The 23,803-nt window shown below is 39.2% G+C and carries 28 protein-coding genes, 2 tRNA genes and 1 rRNA gene; 14 read left to right on the forward strand and 17 right to left on the reverse strand.

Going from position 1 to position 23,803, the window contains the following annotated elements:
* The 3 genes from rrf to JOC74_RS13525 all read left to right on the forward strand — a co-directional run.
* Positions 1 to 94, forward strand: a 5S ribosomal RNA gene (gene rrf, locus JOC74_RS13515); the annotation flags it as partial.
* 42 nt (positions 95 to 136) lie between these two features.
* A tRNA-Asn gene (locus JOC74_RS13520) sits at positions 137 to 211 on the forward strand.
* A 1-nt stretch (position 212) separates the two neighbouring features.
* Positions 213 to 285 (forward strand) — tRNA-Thr (locus JOC74_RS13525).
* Positions 286 to 380: 95 nt separating this feature from the next.
* Here the strand turns inward: JOC74_RS13525 and JOC74_RS23565 are convergent.
* A complete protein-coding gene (locus JOC74_RS23565; RefSeq protein ID WP_082364193.1) occupies positions 381 to 587 on the reverse strand; it encodes a tyrosine-type recombinase/integrase in 207 nt (68 codons plus the stop codon).
* On the opposite strand from JOC74_RS23565, the gene JOC74_RS13535 reads away from it, so the two are divergent.
* The 4 genes from JOC74_RS13535 to JOC74_RS13550 all read left to right on the forward strand — a co-directional run bounded on the left by JOC74_RS13535 (position 541) and on the right by JOC74_RS13550 (position 2,520).
* A complete protein-coding gene (locus JOC74_RS13535; protein WP_053605224.1) occupies positions 541 to 777 on the forward strand; it encodes a hypothetical protein in 237 nt (78 codons plus the stop codon). The genes JOC74_RS23565 and JOC74_RS13535 overlap by 47 nt on opposite strands.
* A 723-nt stretch (positions 778 to 1,500) precedes the next feature.
* Entirely contained in the window at positions 1,501 to 1,701 is a 201-nt protein-coding gene (locus JOC74_RS13540) for an XtrA/YqaO family protein (protein WP_053605225.1), read from the forward strand.
* Positions 1,698 to 2,054: a hypothetical protein gene (locus tag JOC74_RS13545; protein WP_148564347.1), complete on the forward strand. Its 357-nt coding sequence runs from the start codon at positions 1,698 to 1,700 to the stop codon at positions 2,052 to 2,054. The genes JOC74_RS13540 and JOC74_RS13545 overlap by 4 nt, the downstream gene beginning before the upstream one ends.
* Complete coding sequence (locus JOC74_RS13550) at positions 2,035 to 2,520, forward strand: hypothetical protein (RefSeq protein ID WP_225970273.1); 486 nt, start codon at positions 2,035 to 2,037, stop codon at positions 2,518 to 2,520. Before JOC74_RS13545 ends, JOC74_RS13550 begins: the two co-directional genes overlap by 20 nt.
* Before the next feature lie 624 nt (positions 2,521 to 3,144).
* Here JOC74_RS13550 and JOC74_RS13555 read toward each other — a convergent pair.
* The 5 genes from JOC74_RS13555 to JOC74_RS13575 all read right to left on the reverse strand — a co-directional run bounded on the left by JOC74_RS13555 (position 3,145) and on the right by JOC74_RS13575 (position 6,888).
* Positions 3,145 to 4,155 (reverse strand): DUF3231 family protein, encoded by a 1,011-nt coding sequence (locus tag JOC74_RS13555; protein WP_053605227.1) that lies wholly within the window; start codon positions 4,153 to 4,155, stop codon positions 3,145 to 3,147.
* A gap of 118 nt (positions 4,156 to 4,273) precedes the next feature.
* Positions 4,274 to 4,738, reverse strand: a complete 465-nt coding sequence (locus JOC74_RS13560) for a hypothetical protein (RefSeq protein ID WP_053605228.1) — start codon at positions 4,736 to 4,738, stop codon at positions 4,274 to 4,276.
* A gap of 9 nt (positions 4,739 to 4,747) precedes the next feature.
* On the reverse strand, positions 4,748 to 5,767 hold the full coding sequence (locus JOC74_RS13565; RefSeq protein ID WP_225970274.1) for a DUF3231 family protein: 1,020 nt from the start codon (positions 5,765 to 5,767) through the stop codon (positions 4,748 to 4,750).
* A gap of 280 nt (positions 5,768 to 6,047) precedes the next feature.
* Positions 6,048 to 6,509 carry a hypothetical protein gene (locus JOC74_RS13570; RefSeq protein WP_053605229.1) on the reverse strand — a complete coding sequence of 154 codons (462 nt, stop codon included), beginning with the start codon at positions 6,507 to 6,509 and terminating at the stop codon, positions 6,048 to 6,050.
* Positions 6,510 to 6,633: 124 nt separating this feature from the next.
* A complete protein-coding gene (locus JOC74_RS13575; protein ID WP_225970275.1) occupies positions 6,634 to 6,888 on the reverse strand; it encodes a YolD-like family protein in 255 nt (84 codons plus the stop codon).
* A 152-nt stretch (positions 6,889 to 7,040) separates the two neighbouring features.
* Here JOC74_RS13575 and JOC74_RS13580 point away from each other — a divergent pair, with 152 nt between their 5' ends.
* Entirely contained in the window at positions 7,041 to 7,184 is a 144-nt protein-coding gene (locus JOC74_RS13580; RefSeq protein ID WP_158320324.1) for a hypothetical protein, read from the forward strand.
* A gap of 444 nt (positions 7,185 to 7,628) precedes the next feature.
* Here JOC74_RS13580 and JOC74_RS13585 read toward each other — a convergent pair whose 3' ends face one another.
* The 4 genes from JOC74_RS13585 to JOC74_RS13600 all read right to left on the reverse strand — a co-directional run bounded on the left by JOC74_RS13585 (position 7,629) and on the right by JOC74_RS13600 (position 11,136).
* Entirely contained in the window at positions 7,629 to 8,744 is a 1,116-nt protein-coding gene (locus tag JOC74_RS13585; protein ID WP_053605230.1) for a GerAB/ArcD/ProY family transporter, read from the reverse strand.
* A gap of 747 nt (positions 8,745 to 9,491) precedes the next feature.
* Positions 9,492 to 9,614, reverse strand: a complete 123-nt coding sequence (gene sinI, locus JOC74_RS13590; protein ID WP_148564348.1) for a DNA-binding anti-repressor SinI — start codon at positions 9,612 to 9,614, stop codon at positions 9,492 to 9,494.
* A gap of 621 nt (positions 9,615 to 10,235) precedes the next feature.
* Positions 10,236 to 10,583 (reverse strand): DUF4064 domain-containing protein, encoded by a 348-nt coding sequence (locus tag JOC74_RS13595; protein ID WP_211086178.1) that lies wholly within the window; start codon positions 10,581 to 10,583, stop codon positions 10,236 to 10,238.
* Between the two features lie 10 nt (positions 10,584 to 10,593).
* A complete protein-coding gene (locus JOC74_RS13600) occupies positions 10,594 to 11,136 on the reverse strand; it encodes a hypothetical protein (protein WP_053605231.1) in 543 nt (180 codons plus the stop codon).
* Between the two features lie 171 nt (positions 11,137 to 11,307).
* On the opposite strand from JOC74_RS13600, the gene JOC74_RS13605 reads away from it, so the two are divergent.
* The 4 genes from JOC74_RS13605 to JOC74_RS13620 all read left to right on the forward strand — a co-directional run bounded on the left by JOC74_RS13605 (position 11,308) and on the right by JOC74_RS13620 (position 13,821).
* Positions 11,308 to 11,484: a hypothetical protein gene (locus tag JOC74_RS13605; protein WP_158320325.1), complete on the forward strand. Its 177-nt coding sequence runs from the start codon at positions 11,308 to 11,310 to the stop codon at positions 11,482 to 11,484.
* A 218-nt stretch (positions 11,485 to 11,702) separates the two neighbouring features.
* Positions 11,703 to 12,440, forward strand: coding sequence for an SDR family oxidoreductase (locus tag JOC74_RS13610; RefSeq protein WP_082364197.1), 738 nt, complete (start codon positions 11,703 to 11,705; stop codon positions 12,438 to 12,440).
* Positions 12,437 to 13,471, forward strand: a complete 1,035-nt coding sequence (locus tag JOC74_RS13615) for an S-adenosylmethionine:tRNA ribosyltransferase-isomerase (protein ID WP_211086179.1) — start codon at positions 12,437 to 12,439, stop codon at positions 13,469 to 13,471. Before JOC74_RS13610 ends, JOC74_RS13615 begins: the two co-directional genes overlap by 4 nt.
* Positions 13,471 to 13,821, forward strand: coding sequence for a VOC family protein (locus JOC74_RS13620; protein ID WP_053605234.1), 351 nt, complete (start codon positions 13,471 to 13,473; stop codon positions 13,819 to 13,821). The genes JOC74_RS13615 and JOC74_RS13620 overlap by 1 nt, the downstream gene beginning before the upstream one ends.
* 54 nt (positions 13,822 to 13,875) lie before the next feature.
* Here the strand turns inward: JOC74_RS13620 and JOC74_RS13625 are convergent, their stop codons facing one another.
* Complete coding sequence (locus tag JOC74_RS13625; protein ID WP_082364199.1) at positions 13,876 to 14,037, reverse strand: aspartyl-phosphate phosphatase Spo0E family protein; 162 nt, start codon at positions 14,035 to 14,037, stop codon at positions 13,876 to 13,878.
* A 241-nt stretch (positions 14,038 to 14,278) separates the two neighbouring features.
* On the opposite strand from JOC74_RS13625, the gene JOC74_RS13630 reads away from it, so the two are divergent.
* Both JOC74_RS13630 and JOC74_RS13635 read left to right on the forward strand, forming a co-directional pair.
* Positions 14,279 to 14,503: a hypothetical protein gene (locus JOC74_RS13630; RefSeq protein ID WP_053605235.1), complete on the forward strand. Its 225-nt coding sequence runs from the start codon at positions 14,279 to 14,281 to the stop codon at positions 14,501 to 14,503.
* A 159-nt stretch (positions 14,504 to 14,662) separates the two neighbouring features.
* Positions 14,663 to 15,631 (forward strand): bile acid:sodium symporter family protein, encoded by a 969-nt coding sequence (locus JOC74_RS13635; protein ID WP_053605236.1) that lies wholly within the window; start codon positions 14,663 to 14,665, stop codon positions 15,629 to 15,631.
* A 56-nt stretch (positions 15,632 to 15,687) separates the two neighbouring features.
* Here JOC74_RS13635 and JOC74_RS13640 read toward each other — a convergent pair whose 3' ends face one another.
* The 6 genes from JOC74_RS13640 to murQ all read right to left on the reverse strand — a co-directional run bounded on the left by JOC74_RS13640 (position 15,688) and on the right by murQ (position 23,713).
* Positions 15,688 to 16,830, reverse strand: coding sequence for an exo-beta-N-acetylmuramidase NamZ family protein (locus JOC74_RS13640; protein ID WP_376773400.1), 1,143 nt, complete (start codon positions 16,828 to 16,830; stop codon positions 15,688 to 15,690).
* Positions 16,831 to 16,966: 136 nt separating this feature from the next.
* On the reverse strand, positions 16,967 to 18,874 hold the full coding sequence (locus tag JOC74_RS13645; RefSeq protein WP_211086180.1) for a glycoside hydrolase family 3 protein: 1,908 nt from the start codon (positions 18,872 to 18,874) through the stop codon (positions 16,967 to 16,969).
* A gap of 95 nt (positions 18,875 to 18,969) precedes the next feature.
* Positions 18,970 to 20,334: a penicillin binding protein PBP4B gene (pbp4b, locus tag JOC74_RS13650; protein WP_280882379.1), complete on the reverse strand. Its 1,365-nt coding sequence runs from the start codon at positions 20,332 to 20,334 to the stop codon at positions 18,970 to 18,972.
* 221 nt (positions 20,335 to 20,555) lie between these two features.
* Positions 20,556 to 21,923, reverse strand: a complete 1,368-nt coding sequence (locus JOC74_RS13655) for a PTS transporter subunit EIIC (RefSeq protein WP_211086181.1) — start codon at positions 21,921 to 21,923, stop codon at positions 20,556 to 20,558.
* Positions 21,924 to 21,940: 17 nt separating this feature from the next.
* Positions 21,941 to 22,792, reverse strand: a complete 852-nt coding sequence (locus JOC74_RS13660) for a MurR/RpiR family transcriptional regulator (protein WP_053605240.1) — start codon at positions 22,790 to 22,792, stop codon at positions 21,941 to 21,943.
* Positions 22,793 to 22,795: 3 nt separating this feature from the next.
* A complete protein-coding gene (gene murQ, locus JOC74_RS13665; RefSeq protein ID WP_053605241.1) occupies positions 22,796 to 23,713 on the reverse strand; it encodes an N-acetylmuramic acid 6-phosphate etherase in 918 nt (305 codons plus the stop codon).
* Positions 23,714 to 23,803: the final 90 nt, after the last annotated feature.

The raw sequence follows: 23,803 nt of genomic DNA on the forward strand, positions 1-23,803 counted from the left end.
TCACACCCGTTCCCATGCCGAACACGGAAGTTAAGCTCTTCAGCGCCGATGGTAGTTGGGGGATTCCCCCTGTGAGAGTAGGACGCCGCCAAGCTAGTTTTTTTTATTTGCTTAAACTGAACGGCTTTATGACCATTCCGCAGTAGCTCAGTGGTAGAGCTATCGGCTGTTAACCGATCGGTCGTAGGTTCGAATCCTACCTGCGGAGCCATGCTTCCATAGCTCAGTAGGTAGAGCACTTCCATGGTAAGGAAGAGGTCAGCGGTTCGAGCCCGCTTGGAAGCTTCCGAATAAACGTTGATATGACAAGGTTTCTCCATCATAGGAGAAACCTTTTTTGATGCTCTGAATTTAACAACCGACCAAACAACCGACCAATTTCATTTTTTTATCCTCGGAAAAGCTTTTCCGGCTTCTTGATTCATCTTTTTTGACACATGAGCATAGATGTTCATCGTGGTTTGGTAATCTTTATGGCCGAGTCGCTCTTGGATCACTTTCATGCTGTAACCTTGGCTCAAAAGATAGGAACAGGAAATTGTGAATGAAGCCAGCATCCGTACAACGATATTTGAGGATACGTACATTGTAGAAATTAGGAAAGAGTCGTTTGATTATTTGGTTGTTAAAGCTGAAAAGGAAGCCAAACTTCGTGAAAAAGCAACTAAGCTTCGGAAGAAAAATGAACGGTTGAAAAAAGCATTGAGTTTTTATTCTGACTGTGATGATTACTTTGGTCATGGTGAAGCGGATATCTTAAAGGATAGAGGTAAGTAGCAAGAAAAGCACTGGCAGGTGATCCCGAATGATACCTTTGCAAACTCAAATTAAACATTCCGTTCTTGCTGCTAAGAATCAGGTGCTGACGGTGGAATATCTGTCAAAGAAATATAAGGTTCCGGCTGAGTAATCATTGCGATGGCTGAACGAAATTAGGATTTGGTTGTGACAAACGGCGTGGTCATGGCGAAACGTGAGAAAGCTTTAATAGCTGTATTCACCGGGGCAGGTGCTGTAGCACTCCTTGCTATTTTGATTTTGCCAGGGTTGTTTGGATGAATGGACAACTACTGTGCAATAGAAAGAGAGCTAATAAATAAGGGGGAGCTATTTATCCCCCAATCCCACTAACTACTCTTATAACATCAGTAAGGTCAAAAATCTTAGATGAAATGTTGGATAACTCGGATAACTCAAATACTATGTATATAAGACTTATGGCAATTATCCCTAAGAAAAGCAATAAAATAATTTTAAAATACATGTCGAACTTGTTTTCCATTAGATCCCTCCGTCCTTTTAGAAAAGAATTATACTAGATTATTAAACTAATGGACATGAAAAATTGAAACAATAAATAAATTTCAGGGGAAGTTGATAGTTTTTATCTTGGTACGTTGAAAATACACAACAATAAATGCCCTAAAAAAGGCTTGTAATCGCCATTTAATGAAACAAGCATGATTATCGACTTTTGGCCATTTATTAGGAGGGAACATTATGAGACTGAAAGAATTGAAAATCGATCCTAGTACAATGAGACTAGAAGTTGATGTAATGGAAGAGCAGGAAAACTTTGCTATTGTAGTCAGCGAAGGAACAGCAAAAATGACCAAGCTTCCTCCTCATGGTGAGACTAAGATCATTACTCATCAGGGAAAGGTGAAGCGTGTGAAATTTGATGAGGGGGAAGAGTTTTGAAGGAAAATGATATTAATAAAAAGATGTTAGAGAAATTAGATTCTGAACTACATTTAATTTACAAACTTAAAAAGCCAGTCAAAGTATTTAACAAATCAAAAGTTCTTATTTCTGTTGCGCCATTAATTATGATAGTAGTATTGATTTTATTTGTAAGAAATAGCTCAATAGACGGGTTAAGTAAGGCTCTTACAATTTCGACTATATCTTTATTTGTCACCTTATTATATCCAATATATAGGGATTTAATGGAAAAATACTTTGGTATGAATCAGAAAATTAATGTTGGTGACCTTTGTTTTACCTCAGTTCTCACAGGCCCAGGCAAGCGAATTGAATGCAACAGTTTCTGATCAGGCTTCAGAAAAGGAATTGGAGAAAGTGTTAAAATTTTATTTTGAAGAAGTTGGGGAATTTACAGATGAAGGATATAAGGTTAAAGTTAAAGAATTGTTTAATGCAAAAGTTTCGACGGGAGATCCTGCAGCTGTAAGATTGAAAGAGTTGATGCAGACCGATTCCGTTTCCTCAGGTTCATGTCAAAAATCTGAGGTTGCTGGTGCAACAACTTCTGACTTTCAAGATGCTAGTGCTACATCTTTCGGTAAATGTGTTGTCAACAAAATGGCAAACAGTTATGGTAATATTGCAAGACAATGGTTACAAGGTTATATCTGGACCTACATCACAACAAAGCAATATGATTTAGCTGCCAGATTGATTTTTAATTCGTTAATTAAAGCCGGTTTTAAAGTTAGTGCAGCAACTATTGCAATCGAGTTGGGTTACTACGGATGGCAATGTCGAAATGAGTGGTAAAGCATAACCTGTAATGGGGGAGGAAGCATGTCTTTTAAACTAATAAGTGAGATCATCTTATTAATAACACTATTGGGTTTATTCGCATGGACTTTCAAAGGTAAAAAAATTATGAAGATGACGTATATAATTATTCCAGGTACATTATTTATTTGCTTGTAGCTGAAGTTGTTATATATGTCATATTTCAGCTAGTTTAAAGCAGACTAAACTTCAATTTAGAGACTTGAAAACGGGCAGCCCAAAAAATCCCGTCAAATTAAGCTTTTCAATAGCCTACAAATTTTGTGGGCTATGTTTTTAAATTTGGGGACTTGAAAATCAACATATGAAAATGTATATTCAATTTACTGGTGTTAGAACTCTTATCGGTTTTGACGATAAGAAAGAACAATGGCGAGTATTCCTTTTTTGGGAATGCTCGTTTTTTATTTTATTGTCATTGGAAATCGTTAACACATGTTCTTGTTTCAATTAAAAAAAGATGGCTCTTTTTTTGAAAAGAACCATCTTTGTTTCCGCACCTTCCGTTAGGAAAGGTGTCTATCCGTCAACAAGGAGATGGTGAATACGGACCAGTTACCGACAGCAAGCCCGACAACTATAAAAATCCGGAGATTGCATTCACTGTTTATTGGCTAACTGATCTCGATCCGATGCTTGTGGCGGTTGCTCTAGCCAACCGTTATCAATCATTATATTGGCTCCATCTTCTGAATATTGTACAATTTCCGCCATTAAACGAGGATAAAGAGCTCCTAAATCGCGTCTTGGACTTGTCCCAAGACAAGCTCCATAATGGGTGATTCCTATCGAAATTAAAGCTGTTACGTGAAACATCATCAGTTTATCGGAAAATGGGGCAACCGTTGAATCAGTTGCTTCAGCATCCCATTTACTAGCTGGTGGCAGGTGATCCTCACTTAATATGGAGCCGAAAATTTCAATATGTTTGGCTGAAATGTCTCTTCCTCTTATCAAGTAGTTACGAACCTCTTGAGACCTCGCTACTTGACTGAATCCCGTGACCAATGCTTTTCCTAATATATTTCGTATCATACTAAAATAGATATTCGAAATTTCTAATGAATTAAGAGGTCTGCGCTTTCCAAACCAACCTGTTAAATAACTTTGTTTTTGAACGTATTGAACCTGTTTTGGTTTTGGAATATGCGGAGATCTCGTATGGTTTCCCTTTGATAACAATACCTGTAATGCTTGGTTAAATAGTTGAGTGTATTCAGTTAGACAGTTGGTGAAATATTGACATTGGTCTAATCGAGAGGAATTAGCTAGGGCCAACCCATATGATTCAATTCCGATTTTGCCCATATTGTGAATGTATGTCAGAAAGAAAGTATCCGTAAATAAAGGAGGGGCTTGTAAATTAAGATCCTCATTTTCGTTAAATCCATCCGGAATCGGAAGTTGTTCTTCGTTAAACATAGCAGTTAATTGTTGCACATGTGATTGAGATAACTGTAACGCAAATTCTAAAACGCTACGAATTTCCGTATCTTGAACAGTGGCTAGAGCATATTTAACGACACAAATGATCATCGTATCATTTTGGTAAGCCGTCCAAAGATTGCCCATTTCCGCAGATGTTAAATCAACATGATGTTCTGTTTGCATTAAAATTCCTCCAACTTTTTATTTCCTAGTAATAATTTCTCCGATATCAAATTAAAATATGTGAGTTTGAGATTAATTCTAAGCCCATCAACGGTTAGCTTGTTATATGAGATTTAAATTACCCCCTCTGCTTTTTCCTAAAAATCTTTTTTAATAAAAACCCGACGAGTGATCCTAAAATAACACACAAAATTGGGAGCCACACGGGTCCTAATCTTGTCCCAAATATCGTTAGTATAGGGGAATAAATGGTTCCCACTGTTACGAAGTAGGCAACAAACAAAAAGGGAAAGAATGAATATGGTTCCTTCCCGGCTCCTGCGTCCCTGTAAGCGTCCCACATTGCGAACATATAAAGACAAGGATAAAACATAAGCCATTGATAATCAGTTTGTTTAATCGCATGATCAATTTCTCCATGAAAACTTAAAATAATCACTTCATTAAAGTTTGCTTGAACGTTTACTAAAAATTCAAGACCAATGAAAAGAACCCCTTTAAATAAATTACCGTTTAAAATTTGTGCAAAGCCAGGTAACGCAATGCTCCAAAGTAATGCTTCGATTTGTTTTGACTTTTTCATTGTCAATCATTATTTCTTTTTTCCTTTTGATAAAGCCATACGGTCATCTGCGGTTGGTGGTTTTTCCATCCAACCATTTTTAATCATTATATTTGTACCATCTTCTGCATATTTCATAAGTTCAGCTGTAAGTCGTGTATAATGTATAGCTAAATCTCTTCTTTGACTAGTTGCTAATGCAGCTCCATAATAAGCAACTGCAGAAGTTGTTAAAAAACCAATATGATACATCATTAATTTATCGGAAAATGGTGTATTTGTTGAATTAGTTACCATAGAATCCCACGATATGGGAAAATTGAGATTGTCTTCACTAAATACCGAACTAAACACTTCAGTATGTTTAGAAGATATCTTCGTCCCTCTTACGAAATATTCACGAACTTCTTGCGTATTCGCCACTTGACTAAACCCAAGCGTCAAAGCTTTACTTAAATATGTTTTAATCATATTAAAGTTAATATTACCTATTTCAGTAGAGGTCAACGGTCTCCGGTCTCCAAACCATCCTGTTAAAAAGTTTTGCTTTTCCGCTAATCCGGCAATCTCAGGCGGATTTATGTATGGAGGTCTTGTATATAATCCTTTTGATAACATCACATCAAGTATTGTGTTATAAAGTTCTATTGATTCAATATTACAATTAGAAAAATATCGCCGAATATCTTGACGTGCAGAAACTCCTAAAGCAACACCATATCCAGTTAGCCCGTGCATTGTCATTACATAAATATAATTTAAGAAAAAGGTATCGGTATAAAGACGCGAGGCTTCTAAATTGACATCTTGTTCCGTAAATCCTTGAGGTATTGGATATTTTTCTTGTTCAAAGAACTCTTTTATTGTTTTTACATGGGTTTGTGAAAGGTTTAATGCGGTTTCATATATAGATTTGATTTCTGGGTCTTCAACTATTGCTAAAGCATATTTATTAAAACATATTGCTATTGTATCATTCATAAATTGACCCCAAAGACCTGCAAGTTCTGGAGCCGTTAGTTTTGCATTAGATTTATGTTCTATTTCCACTTTGAAAGTTACCTCCAATTAAGTAATGTACTTGAATCCGGAATAAGACTTTTACTTAGTTTGTTTTTGCCAATGCTTATTTATTCATTTAAATACAATCTCGTTTATTTTTCGTTATAACGTGTTAAAACAAGAAGTTATTACGAGGGAATAGGCATAATCATCATGCGTAAAACTCTAAAAGATCTAAGTGTACCTCTTATTTGATAACACGCTAACATTTGTTCCTTATTCAACAAGAAAAAATACCCACCTGTTAAGGCGGGCACAATCAGACCTATTAGTCGAGTTTTTCAAGATAGCATATCCATTTATAATAAATCAAAACAATACCTAATAATATTGGGTTAATTAGCACTGAATACCACAAATTCCACCAACCATGATGAAAATATCCCCACGGTTCAGGCAGTAATGCGACAGCTTCATAAAGGGTTGTTCCGGCAACCCAGTATACAAAATAAAGGATTCGTTTATAAAAAGGTTTTCCGAACGGATACCAGCTTAAAAACATGATATTAACAGGTGGAATTAATACTGTTATTGCAGGAAGTGACTCCCAATCAACACCCTTAGTAAAATACCAGTACCTATGATACTTAAAAATGATATATATATCGCAAAGATATTGAAAGGCTATTGTGAACATCCATATGTTTACGATCTGTATTTTGGTTAATCGCTTATTTGTATAAAATACAATAAAATTAAAAAGAAGAGCAGCTACAATTAATCCAAACATTTTAGAAATATTCCTTTTTTTACAATTAGCTTTACCATGACATCTGAATATTAACCATCGATGGCAATCAAATGTTTTTGTTCTTATATCATTGGAGAAGAAGCCCACCAATCGGTGAGCTTTTTTATTTTCGCTTTATATTCACAATATCCATAAATTTGACCAGGTTTGTATCTCCCTTACTATCCACAACATGAAGCCGTTTTGTTCTCTCGTTTATGTATTCCACAAGCCCTGTGACATCACAAAAATGTCCATCATCATACACAATAAACTGTAACGGAAAAACAAGTTCCATTGAATTACTCTTCCGATTGGAGAGGGTTTCAAAATGTACATAACATGCCTCTGGCGCCGATTCTTGTAGTTTTATGCACATAAAAGTGGTAATCCTACTTTTTATAATACTTAGCGAATATGCACAAACACTTGGACCTTACTCAGAATATGATTATTAATATGTTTGAAAAAAAGGAAAAATATATTTTTTTAAGTAAATAAAAAAGTTGAGAAATTGGAGTGATAAAAACCATGAGCGAACATTATGAAGAAGATAGATCCCCTACCTCTTCAACTGAAAAAGAATCTTCAACTGAAAATAATTCCTCTAATAAAAATGAATCTTCAACTGAAATTAAACCAACGATAATGGAACAAAAATGGGTCAAACAATAAAACCTATTATTTTGCTGACATTATGGAGAGATTAATTCTCTCCGGTACATACTAATTCTTTTTTAAATCCACAATATCCTCAAACCTAGTAAAATTCATGTCCCCTTTCTAATCCTTCACATGCTTCTCAAAAGATGAAGCCATCATCCGTATACGCAATCCAATTATTCTTATCCTTATCCCATTTAATCCTGTTTTGCGCGATAAGGCTCCTTACGATCTGACGCTGCTCTTTTTCAGTTCGGCCGGTTTTGATATTATGCTCAGAGTCACCTGTTCGTGAGATGAAGTCTTATTGAAAATGATGCGGAAGACTTTGCTGTCATTCATTTCACACAGCTTGGTCTTTGTTCAAGTAAGAACTATCACTAACTCTCCTGATAAAAAGTTTTCTGATTGGAGGATATTACCTAATAACATAGACAATATCGATGAATCGTATTTTTAGCCCATCTTCTTACCCTCCGCTTTCTTCTTAAAAACATTACGAATCAGTGCTACCAGTAGTAATAACAATGGAATAACCATAACCAGAAAAGGGTGTAATTTCTGTAAAGCTACATTACCTTCCTCTAAATGGTCCGTAAAACTGGTGGCTATATTCATTGACAAAAATATGAGAATACAACTAATTGGTAAAATAATCAGTTTGTGATTTTTTAACTTGAACAAATCCACCATCCCGATTAGGGCACCATAAAAAAAGATGGATGCCTTGAAAAACACCGTCATCAGCATGGTAAAAACAACAATAGCATCAAGTCGCTGTATAAACTCGAAAAGGTTAACCCTTCCGATGGTTGCTAACGTAGAAAACGTAGCTCTCTCCATCACGTCTATCCCAAGAACAGTAACATTTAAAGTTGCTGTCCAACTTAGGATCAGACCGCTTGAAATCAAGGCAGACAGCCACAATTTTTTCACTAATCTATATTGATTTAAATAAGGAAGCAGCATCGTAAAGACAATCATTTCACCAAAAGGAAAAGGAGTAGTGTCCCAAAAGGCTGTCGTTAAGACGGGTTTCCATCCGTTTTCCAGAAATGGTCGCAAATTGTTTAAGTCAACATTACCAGAAATAAGAACCAAAAAGTTTGCTGCTGCCCCAAACAGGAGCAAAATGACAATCATTACTTCTGCTGTACGTCCTAATACTTCAATTCCTAGATAAAGTACATAACAAATCACAAGAACGAATAAGATAATGATTGCTAATAACGGAGTTTCTTGAAATGTCGATGAAAGAAGCAAATCGCCGAAATCACGCGTATTTCTGGCAGAAACATATAAAAAATACACAATATATAACAATCCAATAACCCACCCCAGATACTTACCTAATATTTTTCTAGCATATCCGGTAAGCGGTAAATTGGGGTATTGACGAAATAAAAAGTAGTAAATGAAAAATAAGACCATTCCCCCACACATTCCTAAAAGAATGGCAATCCATGCGTCTTTTTTGGCTTCTATTCCATAACTTATGACCACCGAAGTTCCCATGTCAAACATAAACATCAAAGCAAATAGTTGGATAACACTAATTTTGGCTTTCTCCATCGTCTAGAGGTCTCCTCTTTATTCCGGCTGATCCATACATTTATTCAGTTAAATCTAATTAATTCTTTTCTTATTAGAATGTATTAAAGGTTGAAGAAAATTCGGGATACATGAAAAAAGACAGCTCCTTTACGAAAAGAACCATCTTTGTGAAACAAAATAACCTTCTTAAGGAAGCAGCTCGGAGACATACTTGGCTAGGAAGCTTTATTAGTATACGACAGTTTTAACTTTAATAAACGCTTTTTTATTTTGGCTTCCGTATGTCATATTTTTTAAAGAATTCTTTTATTTCATCTGGCGCTATTCCGATTTCCAGCGGCGTGCAAGATCAACAATCTCCATTCGACCTAGTTTTTTGTAATTCAACCTTTTCACACTGCCTTTCAAGAGTAAAATGTATAGGAACATATGCTCTTCGTCAGGTGATGATTTCCCAGTAAAAAAAGCGAGCAACCAAAATGATTACTCGCTTTTTTTCATTCTATATATCAGATGGTTCATATATCTCAAATTCATCTCAAATTATTGACATTATCATCCTTGAATGCTACCTTTTGTTTGCGGCAAAAAACTAAAACTCGTTCCAAGGTTAAATCATTTTTGCCAGAACACATCTTAGAGAAACACAACTAACCTTTATGAGGAAAGATCCACTCTGCAGCTTGGGAGACAGAGTGGATCTTTCCTCTTACATGGAAGCCTCTTTAGTTTACGACAATTTGCCTTCATTATACTTACCCAACTTTATTCCGGCTTCCGTATCTCATATTTTTTAAAGAATTCTTTTATCTCATTCGGCTTGATTCCTATTTCTAACGCATGCAGAATTAATACTCTCCATTCTAGATTTAGTTTTTTGTAATCCATTTTTTCCACACCTTTTAAATAGTAGGTATGGGTAACCGACCAAACTGACTAAACAACTGACCAAACTGACCAGAAATTGATTTTAAGTGTCATGAAATAGCCTAATGGCAAGCCATAAAACGTTTATATATAAGGGTTTGTCATAAAGTCGAATATTGCTGCCTTGTACCATTATCTCCATGATAAGGAAGAGGTCAGCGGTTCGAGCCCGCTTGGAAGCTTACATATAAACATTGATATAACAGGCTTTTACTCACTTATGAGTAGAAGCCTTTTTTAATTTTATTTTGCATGGGGACAGATTCAAAAAAATTATTAATATGCCATTCTTTGAGGAGCGAATTTTTTCGTTCCTCATACTCAGACTCAGAAATAATTGGAGAAACCGAACCTGAAGTTAGAATTAAGACTAGAATGTTTTGATAAATGGACGAATTGGAGACCATTTGATTATTTTGGTCCCCAATTCATCAAATTTTCTATTGCTTCAGATGCCATTAGATCATTTAATCTGAGGTAGTGATATCAAAAAATCCCCACAAAATAAAAATTAATTTATTATTAAGGGAACGTACATTCTATTTTTGTTTGAAAAAAAGCCCTATAAGAATAGGGCTATATTTAAGCTGAAATGCTTTGTGATTTATCTTTTCTGACAAGACCCATAATCCCTGGGATAATTAATAAAACGGCAGGCAGTAAATAAAATAGTGAGATACATATAAGTCCGCCTACTCCTGAAACAAGAAGTAATATTCCGCCTAATTTAGGCTTTTTCCTAACAATTACAGATGCTACGATCCCAAGAATGGATAAGAATATCGCTCCCCATCCTAAACCTATAATATCACTTGATCCAGTCGAATTAACAGCTGCATCTATTCCTCCGATAGCAAGTGCCATGATCGCACCAATAAATCCAAAAATCCCACCGATTAATCCTAACACAAATTCAGTTGTTCTTTTCATTTACGATCACCTACTTCACAGGTACCGTGAACTCTACTGCTTTTGTTTTCATGAAATCAGCAGTGGTTACGTCACCGAATAGTAGTTTGACCTCTTTGATAGAAGCAACATCAATTTCTTTTCCTTCTGGTGCTAAAAACTCAATAACGCCATCTTGTTTCACTCCGCCTTGAACTTCTCCACCGATTTCCCCACTCGTCATAAACAGATTGGCTTCTAATTGCATGTCACCAACAACAGCTTGTCCTTGATCTGGATAAAAGTTAAGAGCGTCACCAGTTGTATTTTCAAGATTGATCCCTACTGAAATTTTATCAGCGGCAACTTTCATTTCTCCCAAAGAAACTTTCATTCCAACTGCTTCCGTTGAATTTTTAGAAGCATCTACTGTTTTTGAACCATCGTCTTTTGGTTTCTCTTTAGAATCTTCTTTGCTTTCATCTTTCTTTTCAGATGAATTGCCTTCGCTCCCGGTTGAAACATCCGAATTACCACAGGCAGCAAGAGCTAGTGATAAACCAAGTGCTAAGAATAATGCAATAAACTTCTTCACTTTAAAATTTCCCCTTTTATAAATATATTTACATCTATATTATCGGTTGTGCATCTGTTTGTTTTAGTAAAAAAGCAAATAACCATAAATTTTAATATGATTATTTGAAAAACTTAGTGCTAGACTTTACCAAAAATATGAATTAAATTGAACTCATAAGGGGGTATGGTCATGCTAATGGAAGCTGCACGAATCGTATGCGGATTGCTTGTGGCAGCTATAATTGCCTTCGGAATAACAGACTATTTCAGTAAAGAAAACAGAGAAAAAAGAAAAAATAAAACTTCAGAGGAAAAAGAAAAAGAAAGACAAGAAAATGATTATTACACATTTTCGTATGATGATTAGTTCTTTTCACTGGTAACCCCTATAATTAAAACGTTTTCATGCACGGGGGTTGCGGCTTGAACAGAAGATTTTGTTACGCATAGTAGAGCACTACACATTTCAGCCAAAAGCCGCAAAAAAAGTCGCATTAATTATACATATAAATTTCAATCATCCAGCTGATCCTTTTCCTCCTTTTCGTTTCTATAATCAAAGTAACAACAATAGAAATGGGGATGATGAAATTGAATCAACAACCAGTCATTATGATAACCGGGGCATCAAAGGGACTTGGGTATGCGCTTCTCGTAGCATTTGCCAAACAGAAGGCAAGGCTTGCGATTTGCGCGAGAAATAGTGAAAAACTTGAGGTAGCAAAAATAGAAGCTGAACGTTTAGGAGCTGAAGTGCTTGCTGTCACAGCCGATGTTTCAAACATAAGAGATGTAGACCGATTTGTTTCTTTAACAGAGGAAGCCTTTGGAAGAATAGATGTCGTGATTAACAATGCTTCTATCTTTGGACCTGGACCATGTCTCATAGCCGATTACCCGGAGGATGAGTTTTCAAATGTGATTCATGTGAATGTATTAAATCCTTTTTTAGTAACAAAGCGTGTCCTTCCTGGAATGCTGATAAGAAACAGCGGATCCATCATAAATATTACTTCAGAAGCTGGAAAAACAGGATTTGCTGAATGGGGAGCTTACGGAATAAGCAAATTTGCAGTGGAAGGTTTAACTGAAACACTGGCAGATGAGCTAAAGGAAACAAATATAAGAGTTAATATGGTTGATCCTGGGGAAATGGATACAGAGATGCATCACGTGGCCGTTCCGGATTGTGATTATGAACTGGCGCGACCTGAAGATATTACGAGTGTATTTCTATACTTGGCTTCACTGGAATCAGAAGGAGAGCACGGAAAACGATTTGAGGCGCAAAATTTTGTATTCGATAGAAGGGCGTCCAAATGAATACATCATTAATGAAATTTCATATTCCTGAAGCTTTACATGCTGCAGATCCTCCGGAAAAAAGATTATCAGCTCGTGATCAGGTGAAATTATTGGTTCTAGACCGACAAACGGGAAAATTTAAGCATGATCAATTTGTTCATATCAGAAGCTATTTAGAGAAGGGCGATTTGCTGATCTTTAATAATAGCCGAACGATCCCGGCGGTACTACGTGCGAATCATAACGGAAAAAGCGTAGAAGTCAGGCTTTCCCGACGTTTGTCAGATTCGGAATGGGATGTGCTTCTCCCTGAAAGTCGTTTAAATATTGGAGAAAACCTCAAGTTCTCCAATGGCGTTTCAGCAATCATAACTGGATATGGAAGCGAGCCGCCCCTTGTTAAAATCGACTTTTCAGCCCGAGGTACGGATTTGCTCCATCTATTTTACGAAACAGGCGACCCGATTCGATATGAGTATATTCATCATCCTTGGCCGCTTGAAGCTTATCAGACAGTATTTGCAACCGCCCCCGGATCGGTCGAAATGCCTTCGGCAGGAAGAGCGTTTTCTTGGAAACTGATTAAGGATTTGAAAAAAGAAGGGATTGGCATAGCATTTTTATCTCTTCATGCGGGGTTAAGCTATTATGGAAACGACAAGTGGCCCTCTCCAAAAAAACATCCAGAAACGTATTCGGTCCCTAAATCGACAGCTGAAAAAATAAATGAAGCCAAAAGGAATGGAAAAAGAGTCATTGCCGTTGGAACTACAGTCGTCCGGGCATTGGAAACTGCTGCAGGAGCAAACGGTTTGGTCGAAGCAGAAGAAGGGACGACAAGCTTGTATGTCACAAAAAATTATCCGCTGAGAGCAGCGGATGGACTAATTACGGGATTTCACGAACCGGAAGCGAGCCACTTGGATATGCTTACTTCTTTTGTCCAGGAAGAGTTCTTATTATCCGCCTACCAAAACGCAATTTCTAAAAACTACTTATGGCACGAATTTGGTGATATGAACATTATTCTGCCTTTAAAAGGCAAATGATGAAATGGCACCATGTTGGAATTTACGTAGCTGATATGTACGCTGCTGAAAAATTTTATCAATCCATGTTTCATTTTCAAGTTGAAAAACGGTTAACTTTAGATAATGAAGACATCACTTTTTTGATTCATGGGAATGTGAGGATCGAATTGATTCAGGCAAACGATAAAGTGCTTGTAACGAATGGATCTCATATGACGTGGGAAATAGAAAATATGGCGGAATGGATGAGAAAGCTCAGGTGCAAAGGGCTGGCGCCGTGTGAAGGTCCTATCCGCCTGAAAAACGGCTGGAAAACAGTCTTTTACGAAGGTTTAAATGGAGAAATCATTGAACTGATTGAACTTTAATCGAACCTCGGTGCTGCTTTTGCGGCACTTTCTTCATTTCTAAAAAAGAAGGCATTAGTGGTTAGGATTCAATTGTTGGATGTTCATAAGCTCATCAAGCTCTTGACTAACCTCGACTGTTTTTGGGTGGGTAAATCCCATGGATAAGGCGCATTCAATCAATAGGCTTCTGAAATTCTCTATTTCTTCTTCCAGGTTATAGGGCAAATAAAACATCGAATCAACCTCGTTTCAAGAAGATAACAGATATAAAATTCTTTATAGTACAAAATATTACAATAAATATAAAAGATTTACAATAGAAAATCAAGGAATTCTTTTGGAAATTTCGTTAATAATACAATAAATGACACATGGGTAATTGTAACATATCGAATTCAGTCTTTGAACCACCTGTTATTGATAAGAACGTTTGTTCGTGTTATGATAAAAATGAAGAAAGGAGCGACAGTACAGTATGGATTTTTTATTAAGGCGTTCGATGAAAGAAAACATGCCGGTGGAGATCATTTATGACAAAGGCAACGAGTTTTCCAAAAGAATGATTAACGTTTTTGAAATTGAGCAGGATCATGTAAAAGCTTTTTGTTATACGAGAAATCAAATGCGAACATTTCGCACTGAACGAATTCTTGCTGTTGCTCCAGTTCAAATTGTAAAGAATTATAGTTTAAACGCCTAAAAAAGGCTTTTTAGCATGCTTGTTTATCCATTCCTTTTTCTCCAACTTCTTATTCTCCGCCCATTCGGTCGAATTTTTCCTCTCTCGTATCATTCGGATCTCTAAATTTTGGTATAATAAATTTAAAAAGACTTTTCATTATCAATAGGAGTTTTTTGTATGCTTCAACAATTGAATCGCACGTTGGGAAAAGTAATGCCTGTTTTAACGCCGCTTAGTGTCGTTACTGGCGTACTGCTTGCAGACAATCTTTCGTATTTAGCCTTTTTGGTGCCTTGGGTGTTTGCCCTTATGACTTTTGGTGGAAGCTTAGGGTCAAGCTTCAAATCATTTCAGCATGCGATTGTGCATCCGTTGCCTTTAATTATCGTTATCGCTGTCTTGCATATTATCGCGCCGCTTATTGCCTGGAGTACCGGCCACCTCTTTTTTTACGGAGATTCATATACCATAACTGGATTAATCCTGGGAATGATCATCCCAACCGGCATTACGAGTGTTATTTGGGTTTCGATGTATAAAGGGAACCTTGGATTGACACTATCTATTATTTTAATCGACACGATTCTTTCTCCGTTCATCGTTCCTTTCAGCTTGTCCTTACTGGTTGGAGAGCAGGTTCATATGGAGGTCTGGGGAATTATGAGAGGGCTTTTCGGAATGATTGTGATTCCTTCTCTTTTGGGAATGGGCTTTAATCAATATGCCCCAAAAATAACAAAGCGCTTAAGCACGCTTCTTGCACCGGTTACCAAGCTCGGATTAATTGTTGTTGTTTCAATTAATAGTTCGGTCGTTGCCCCATATTTTCAACACATAGACTATAAGTTCGTGTTGACTGCTCTTACCGTCTTTATCTTGGCATTTTCAGGCTATTTAATCTCCTGGTTATTAGGCAGGATGCTTCGAAATTCAAGAGAAGTCATTATTTCTTTAATCTACACGGGCGGAATGAGAAATATTAGCGTTGGAGCCGTGCTTGCCGTTGGTTTCTTTCCTCCGCCTGTGGCAGTGCCCGTGATTACAAGTATGCTTTTTCAGCAGGTTCTCGCCGGATTTTATGGATTTTTAATCGGAAAATATTTAAATAAGCCTGTTTCGGTTCCTGTTCGCGAAGGTTCAGCATAGAATTGGCTGATCATTTAAAAAGAGAGCTCAAAAAACAGCTCTCATGAAACGATGCATTAATTGTAAAGCAAGTACTTCTTACGCACTTTCATAAAGTCTTTCTTACCATTCTCATAGTTACTAACAATTTCTTCAACCGATGCGCCATTTTTAATCATTGCTTGTACCCAGTCATTTCCCATTAGCAGATTAAAGTGGCCGTTTTCCAGGAATTTAAAGTCGTCAGGGTATAGGTCATGTATGGTTTTAATGATGTGCAGCCCGGTTTCGGTCGGTTTGAATTTGTCCCGGTCTGTTACAAAAACCTCTACTCCGTGGCTTAGCTTACCGCTGTGCTTGCTGAACGACGGAGTAAAGGAGGCTGCTCTGAATCGGACACCGGGCAAATAAAGGTTGTTTAATTGCTCGGCAAGCTCTGTGCTGTTTATAAAGGGTGCTCCTATTAATTCAAAAGGCTTTGTCGTCCCTCTGCCTTCAGAAAGATTCGTGCCTTCAATCAATCCTGTTGCAGGATAAACAAAAGTACTGTTTACCGTTGGCATATTCGGTGAGGGCAGGATAAACGGAAGGCCCGTGTCGTCAAAGTTCATTGAACGCCTCCAGCCTTTCATTTTCACTACTGTAAGATCGGCAGCTATACCAAACTCTTCGTTAAAGAGCGCAGCGAGCTCTCCAGCCGTCATGCCATGGCGCAAAGGGATCGGATAAAGTCCAATAAAGGATGAAAACTCAGTCTCAAGAACGGGCCCATCTATGCTTTTTCCTCCAATCGGATTAGGGCGGTCAAGTACGATAAAGGGAATATCATTTTCCTTGGCGGCTTCCATCGCATATGCCATGGTTGAAATGTAGGTGTAGTACCTTGTGCCGATATCCTGAATATCAAAAACGAGTGCTTCGACATTCTCCAGCATTTCCGGAGTTGGCTTTCTTGTTTTTCCGTAAAGACTATACACTGGCAGTCCTGTTTTTTCATCAATATAGAAATCAACGTATTCCCCTGCTTGGGCATCCCCGCGGACTCCATGTTCAGGCCCGTACAGAGCGGTTAATTCAAACTCCTCATGTAACAAATCGACGCTGCTTGTAAGGTCTGCATTCACACCTGTTGGATTGGTAATAAGTCCAACCTTTTTCCCTTTCAGCAAATCCTTTTCTTCCGCTATCAGAATGTCGACTCCTGTTTTTACCTTGTGCATCCTGCCTTCTGTTTCGAGATCGGCTGATACGTTAGTCCCGGTCAATGCTCCGACCAAAAAAACAGCTGTTACTAGAGAAATTCCAGTTTTTTTCAATTGCTTTCCCCCTTCATACTCCCTATTTACAATGCCTGCTTTATTCAAGCGGCTTTCCATTTTTGAGATTTAATCCATATCCGTACTCATATAATATTTCATCCGGATTTGTGATCGAAGGTATGTCAACCGGCAGCTTGCCTTTTGGCGTAGATTTGCCGAAGATGGCCTCAATTCCTGCCGGGATGTTCGGCTGTCTGAACCGGCCGTTTGAATAGCCTTTAAATCCATAAACGGCGATCAGAGCCTTTGCTTCCTCAAAATTTGCAGCGTCGTATGGGTTTCTAAGGCTCATCAATACAAACTTCTTGTCATGTCCTTGGGCATAATTCATAGCAGCCCTAGGGAAAACAGTCGCCCACTTGCTCGGATCCTCTATCACGTCATCGATGACACCGTCCCGAACGGCAGGATCATTTTGAATCACATAAGAGCCCGTGATAATGTAATCGGCGTGGTCAATTTTCTCTTTGACTTCATCGTTTACGACTTGTCCGGAGAAGCTATACGTTTCAATTGACGAGTTTCTTAGCTTTTTGATCTGGCGAATGGATCGTTCCATTGCTTCTGCTTGGTCCTCGAACGGGGCAAGAATGAGAATGCGATCATTTTTCTTCGGTTTGAACGGTAATGTTTTCTCCTCATTTTTTAAAACGGTGACGGCATCCTCTGCCATTTTCTTTTCCAGCTTCTGATGCTTTTTACTGCCGACCGTTTCTAGTGCGTTGTTAACTTTTTCATCAATTGAAGACGTGTCAGGAGTATAGATGCCCCGCTCTATTTTTAAGGCGAGAATCCGTTCGACCGATTGGTTGATTTGTTCTATTGGGATCTTTCCGTTTGAAACAGCGTCTTTTACTGTCTCGACTACGTTTTCCAAACGGTACTCCTCTTCGAGGGAGGTGACAGATGCAGGCATTAAAGCAATGTCCACACCTGCTTGAAGAGCCATGACGACGGCTTCTTCCTGGCCAAAATTATCAGCGATAGCTTTCATATTTAATGCGTCAGTGACAATCAAGCCGTCAAATCCCAATTCTTCTCTGAGAAGACCGGTCATGACCTTTTTGGAAAGAGTCGCAGGAACCATGATTTCCTGGCCGTCTTTTTTGCTGATGTAGGTCGTGTCGTCAAAGGCAGGGAACTGGACATGAGCCGTCATTATTACGTCCACACCGGCATTTATCGCTTGTTCAAAGGGGTAAAGCTCGACCTCGCGAAGCCTTTTTTCATCATGGGAAACGTGCGGCAGACCATAGTGGCTGTCCGTGTCTGTGTCTCCATGTCCCGGGAAATGTTTTGCGGTTACTGACATATTTTCATCCTGTAGTCCTTTCATTGTCGCGATTCCAAGGCCTGCGACAAGGCCGGGCTCAGAGCTGTAGGATCTTACGCCGATCACTGGATTTCCGGGGTTATTATTTACATCAAGCACCGGGCTGAAATTAACATTCAGGCCTAATGAGTGCAGCTCTTTGCCTATAATTTTCCCCGACGTATAGGCATGTTTTTCATTTCTTGTTGCCCCAAGCGCCATATTGCCAGGGAGGTTCGTACCTGATTGCAGCCTTGTTACGATTCCGCCTTCTTGATCAATTGACATGAGTAACGGAATTTCCGGGCTTGCCTGCTGAAAACCGTGTGTTAATCGGACGGTTTGCTCCGTATCCACGACATTTTCAGCGAATAAGATGACTCCTCCGAGATGATATTTTTCAACAATCCCAGCAACCTCGCCATTCATTTCCGTTAAGCCTGAAGCCGATGTTTCCCCTGCTTTTTTCCAGCTTCGAAAATCAGGCATTAACATTTGCCCGATTTTTTCTTCGAGAGTCATGCTGCTTACAATGTCTTTTGCATTTTGGAGCTGTTCACTTGCAGCTCCTGTCCCGGCTTGGCCGAAAAATACAAGCGAAAGAATCAACACGCCGCACATTATTGCTTTCATGCTCTTTCCTCCATTTCTCCTGCTATTGTTTGTTTATTGGCAATAACTTATTTATAGGTATAGTGGTCTATACAATAATAGGCGAAAAGACGGAATTACCGTCTTTCTAAAGCTTCATAGACCGCTGAAACCACTTCTCCGTATTGTCCGGTTGCAAACTCATCCCCCTCAAAAAGATTGGGGTTTTCCAATGGATTAATGATGCGTGAATGTTTCTTATTGGTTAGTAGAACAATTCCTAAATCGAACTCAGGATCTATAATTGTCACTGTTCCTGTCCAGCCTGTATGACCGTATGCATGTTCACTCGCATATGGGCCAAACATCCATTCCATCGATGAGGACCCGTTTCGTCTCCAGCCAAGCCCATAGGTCGGATCTGTTTCGGAAGGTTGGACGAATTGGTCAATCGTTTCCTGATCAAAGAGCTTGGTCTTACCATATCGGCCTCCATTCAGCATCGTTTGCAGCAAGACTGCCAGATCCTCAGTCGTAGAAAAAAGCCCTGCGTGCCCTGAGATGCCGTCCATGGAATAAAAAGCTTTTTCATCGTGTACTTCGCCTTGCAGTGTATATGCTCTTACGTTAGGAAAATAAAACATGCCTTCCCGCGTGTTTCCGATTAATTCAGTAGCTGCAAAATCCTTTGCCTCATAGCCTTTTTGTAAAGGATTAAACATTGTGTTTTTTAGCCCGAGCGGTTGATAAAATTCATTTTCCAAATACTCATCCATTGGTTTCCCGGTAATTGTTTCTACAATGAGCCCAAGAAGCATATAGTCGATGTCGCTGTAAATGTGCTCTGTACCCGGCTCGTAAATAAGTGGTATCTTTGGCAAAAGGCTGAGGGTTTTCTCGCGATCCTGTGAGTAAAACTCCCCTGCACTTTCGGGGTTGTGAAAATGGATACTTGCAGGGAATCCTGCAGAATGGTGAAGAATGTCAATAATTTTCAGGTCATTTTTTCCTTTGATCGAATCATCTTCGTTATCTTTAAATTCGGGAAGATAATGCTGAATCTTTTCATATAAATCAAGCTTCCCTTCACTGACCAAGCGTTGGAGAGCAAAGTTTGTTGCATACATCTTTGTGTTGGAGGCCAAATCAAAGAGAGTATCCTTTTTCATTTTTGCAGGATGCTTTAAAAGTTCGGTACCTTCGTATTTCTTTTTATAACCATACTGGTCGCTTTTGACAATTTTCCCGTCCTTGATGATGACTATGGTAGCACCCGGGAACCCATCTTTGATGTCATTTTTAATCAGCTGATCGACTTTTTTTAATTTTTCTGATGAAAATCCTGTTTCTTCCGGCCGCTTTGATTTTTTCAAAATGGGTGAATTCCCCTCCTGCGTCAGATCCAGATTGAGGCTGGTCAAGCTATATCTGGATGCGAATGCCGGCATAGTGATCGAGATTATCAACAGAAAGCACACGCTCCCTGTAGTGAAACGTTTCATTCGTATCACTCCTTGTCAGTAACAATTATGATTTGTAAAAAGACGTTGTGTCGGGGAACATGGTTGCCAAGGAAATGAATAGAGAAGTAATTTTTTACTAATATGAATGTGTTCAACAGAAGGGAGGATAAATCCTTTAATAAATAGAATTCAGTAAGGAAGTCATATGTGACAAAAATGAACAGGTCTTTAGTATGACCTGTTCATTTCCTTATTAGGTATTAATCGAATTCTGCTGCCATTTCGTCTTTAAATCCAAACAAGTACGTAAAAAGATATCCGAAGGCGTAGGAAATGAGGAGGCCAACCACGTAAAGAATTACTTCATTCGGATTGACGAGAAATATAAGAGGGAGCCCTGACACCCCGACGGAATGTGTCGCGACATGAAAAGCTGCTTGAAAAGCCCCGCCGACACCCGCCCCGAGGCAAGCGGTTAAGAAAGGCCGGCCGAGCGGCAAGGTAACGCCGAATATGAGTGGCTCGCCAATACCAAGTAATCCTGAAGGGAGTCCGCCGCCAATGGCTTTTTTGAGGCGGGATTTCTTTGTTTTCATATAGATGGCAAATGCCGCGCCAACCTGTCCGGCGCCACCCATTGCCAGGATGGGGAGGAGAGGATCGTCGCCAATGGCATTGATTAATTCCAAATGAACGGGAGTCAAACCCTGGTGCAGGCCGGTGACCACAAGAGGAAGGAAGGTTGCTCCCAGAATGAAACCTGCAACAACACCGCCAATATCCAATACGGCGAGAAGTCCTGATGTTATCGCATCAGAAATAAAGCCGCCGACTGGCATAAATACGACATAAGTGACAATCCCCGTCACCAGAAGGGCAATCGTTGGCGTGACGATAATATCAAGGGACTCAGGAATAAAGCGCCGCACTTGTTTTTCAACAATAGCCATAAAGATCGCGGCAAGCAGCACGCCGATCAGTCCGCCTCGCCCGGGAAGCAGGTTTTCGCCAAAAAGGACGATGTTGGCGACCTCGGGATTAATAATCAATATACCTGCCAATGCCCCCATAGCTGGGGTGCCGCCGAATTCCTTGGCTGCGTTCGTTCCGACTAAAACGCCGAGATACATAAAAAGCCCTTTTCCAATAACTGAAAGTATAATTGCGAGCTGGGATTCCTTTGATAGCCAACCTGCCTGCACAATGGCTTGAGTAATCCCGTTGATTAATCCGGAAGCGACCAATGCCGGAATGAGAGGAATAAAGATGCTTGCGATTTTTCTAAGGAAGAGCTTAAACGGTGTCGCGTTTTTCTTTTTAATGTCAGATTTCGTTTTTGAGGCTGCTTCTTTTAAATCAAAATCACCAGCGGAACCGATGAGCTTTCCAAACTCATCTGCGACTCGGTTTACGATTCCTGTTCCGAGAATGATCTGCAAGGTTTCGGCTTTCACAACGCCGATAACTCCATCGATCTGTTTGATCGCTTCTGAGTTAACGAGCTGATCGTCCTTTGGCGTCACCCGGAGGCGGGTCATACAGTAAGTAAACGACTCGACGTTTTGTTTTCCGCCGATATTCTCAAGGATTTGACCTGCCAAAACTTTGTATTTGCTTCCTTCATCCATGATAAAGCCCCCTTTATTCACTTTTTCTCTAAAAATTTGATCGCGTCTCTCGTTCGGTCAATATACTGAATGGTTTTGTCATACTGCTTTGCGGCAATTCCCAGAAATAAAATATCAATTATATAAAGCTGTGCCAGACGGGAAGAGGTTGCGGCACTTCGAAACAGTGCCTCATTAGAATGAGAGGTATAAAGTGAAACGTCGCATAGAGAAGAAACAGTATTTTGTCCAAAAGATGTCAAACCGATTGTGTTTACTCCCTTTTCTCTGGCCAGCCTTAGAATATCTATCGTTTCCCGTGTTTCCCCGGAAAAAGAAATTCCGAAAACTACATCATTAGGATTGCCATTGGCAATGAGTGTTGCGGCAAGGTGCATGTCGGTAAATGCAGTTGCATGTTTATTGATGCGCAACAATTTTTGTTGGGCATCTGTCGCGACAATGTGGGACGCGCCGATGCCGCAGAAATGAATATAGCTGGCATTGATAATAAGATCGATGGCTCGTTTTATCTCGATGTGGTTAACGATTTCTGCCGTGTCGCGAATCGCTTGGATACTGTTGCTCGTCGTTTTTTCTACAATTGAATAGAGTGATTCAGATGGTTCAATATCTCTGTAGCCCTGTTCTGCAGGTTTATTTAAGTCGCCGGCAATTCTGATTTTCAAATCCTGAAAGCCATTCAGTCCAAGAGATTTACAGAGACGAATCACTGCGGCGCCGCTTGTCTCAGCAGAGGAGCTGACCTCCTGAACAGTGCTGTTGATCACCTCCCTCGGGTTTTTTAAAATATAGGCGGCAAGCTTCCTTTCAGATTGAGGAAGCTTGCTCATCATCTGTTGAATCATTTTTAGTCCGCCGGTTGTCATTGGTTATTCTCCTCGTTCATGTAAAGTGATTGCTTTTTCAATAAATCCATCGGTTATAGCGAGAAGTTCTTTAGCGACATCATAGGACGTGTTGGTTTTTAGCATTACAATTGCGGGTTTTACTTGAAGATCTGCTTTTTCCAAGGTTACCTTTGCTGTTTCGTAACTGGCGCCTGTAACGGTACTGATGATTCCAATTGCCCGTTCCTTTAATTTGTAATTGCTCACTTTTACATCGACCATTAAATTTTCATAAACCTTTCCCAAGCAGATCATTGTTGTGGTGGAAATCATATTTAAAATCATTTTTTGTGCGGTTGCTGCCTTCATTCTTGTTGATCCTGTCAATACTTCAGGACCAACGATTGCTTCAATGCGGTGATCTGCCTCATTTCCAATTAAAGAGTTGCTATTATTCGCAAGAGCGACAGTTTTGGCGCCGATTTTTCGGGCGTATTTTAACGCGCCGATAACATAAGGGGTTCGGCCGCTTGCTGCAATTCCGATGACAGTATCCTTTTTATTTAACTTGATATTGATAAGGTCTTCTTGACCAAATTCTTCTTTGTCCTCTGCACCTTCCACTGCTTTTACAAATGCTTTTTCTCCTCCTGCGATAATTCCAACAACCGATTCAAAAGAGGTGCTGAATGTAGGAGGGCATTCTACTGCGTCTAACACACCGAGACGTCCGCTCGTACCAGCACCGATATAGAGTAACCTTCCGCCGTTTTTAAGTGATGCGACTGCAAAATCAACCGCTTTTTTTACATCAGGAAGAACCTTCTGAACGGCTGCCGCGACCTTCATGTCTTCGTTGTTGATTACTGTCAAAATCTCCATCGTATCGGAGTGATTCATGTTTCTTGAACGATCATTACGTAATTCGGTCGTTAAAGAATGCAAATCGTTTTCCTTCATTAATATGGATCCTCCCAAATTGCAACCAGATTAAGTTGTTCGTATTTTCAGTATATGAAGACTCAAATGAAATTTCAATAATTATTTGTA

The sequence above is a fragment of the Bacillus capparidis genome (assembly GCF_017832095.1).
Lineage (GTDB): Bacteria > Bacillota > Bacilli > Bacillales > Bacillaceae > Bacillus > Bacillus gobiensis.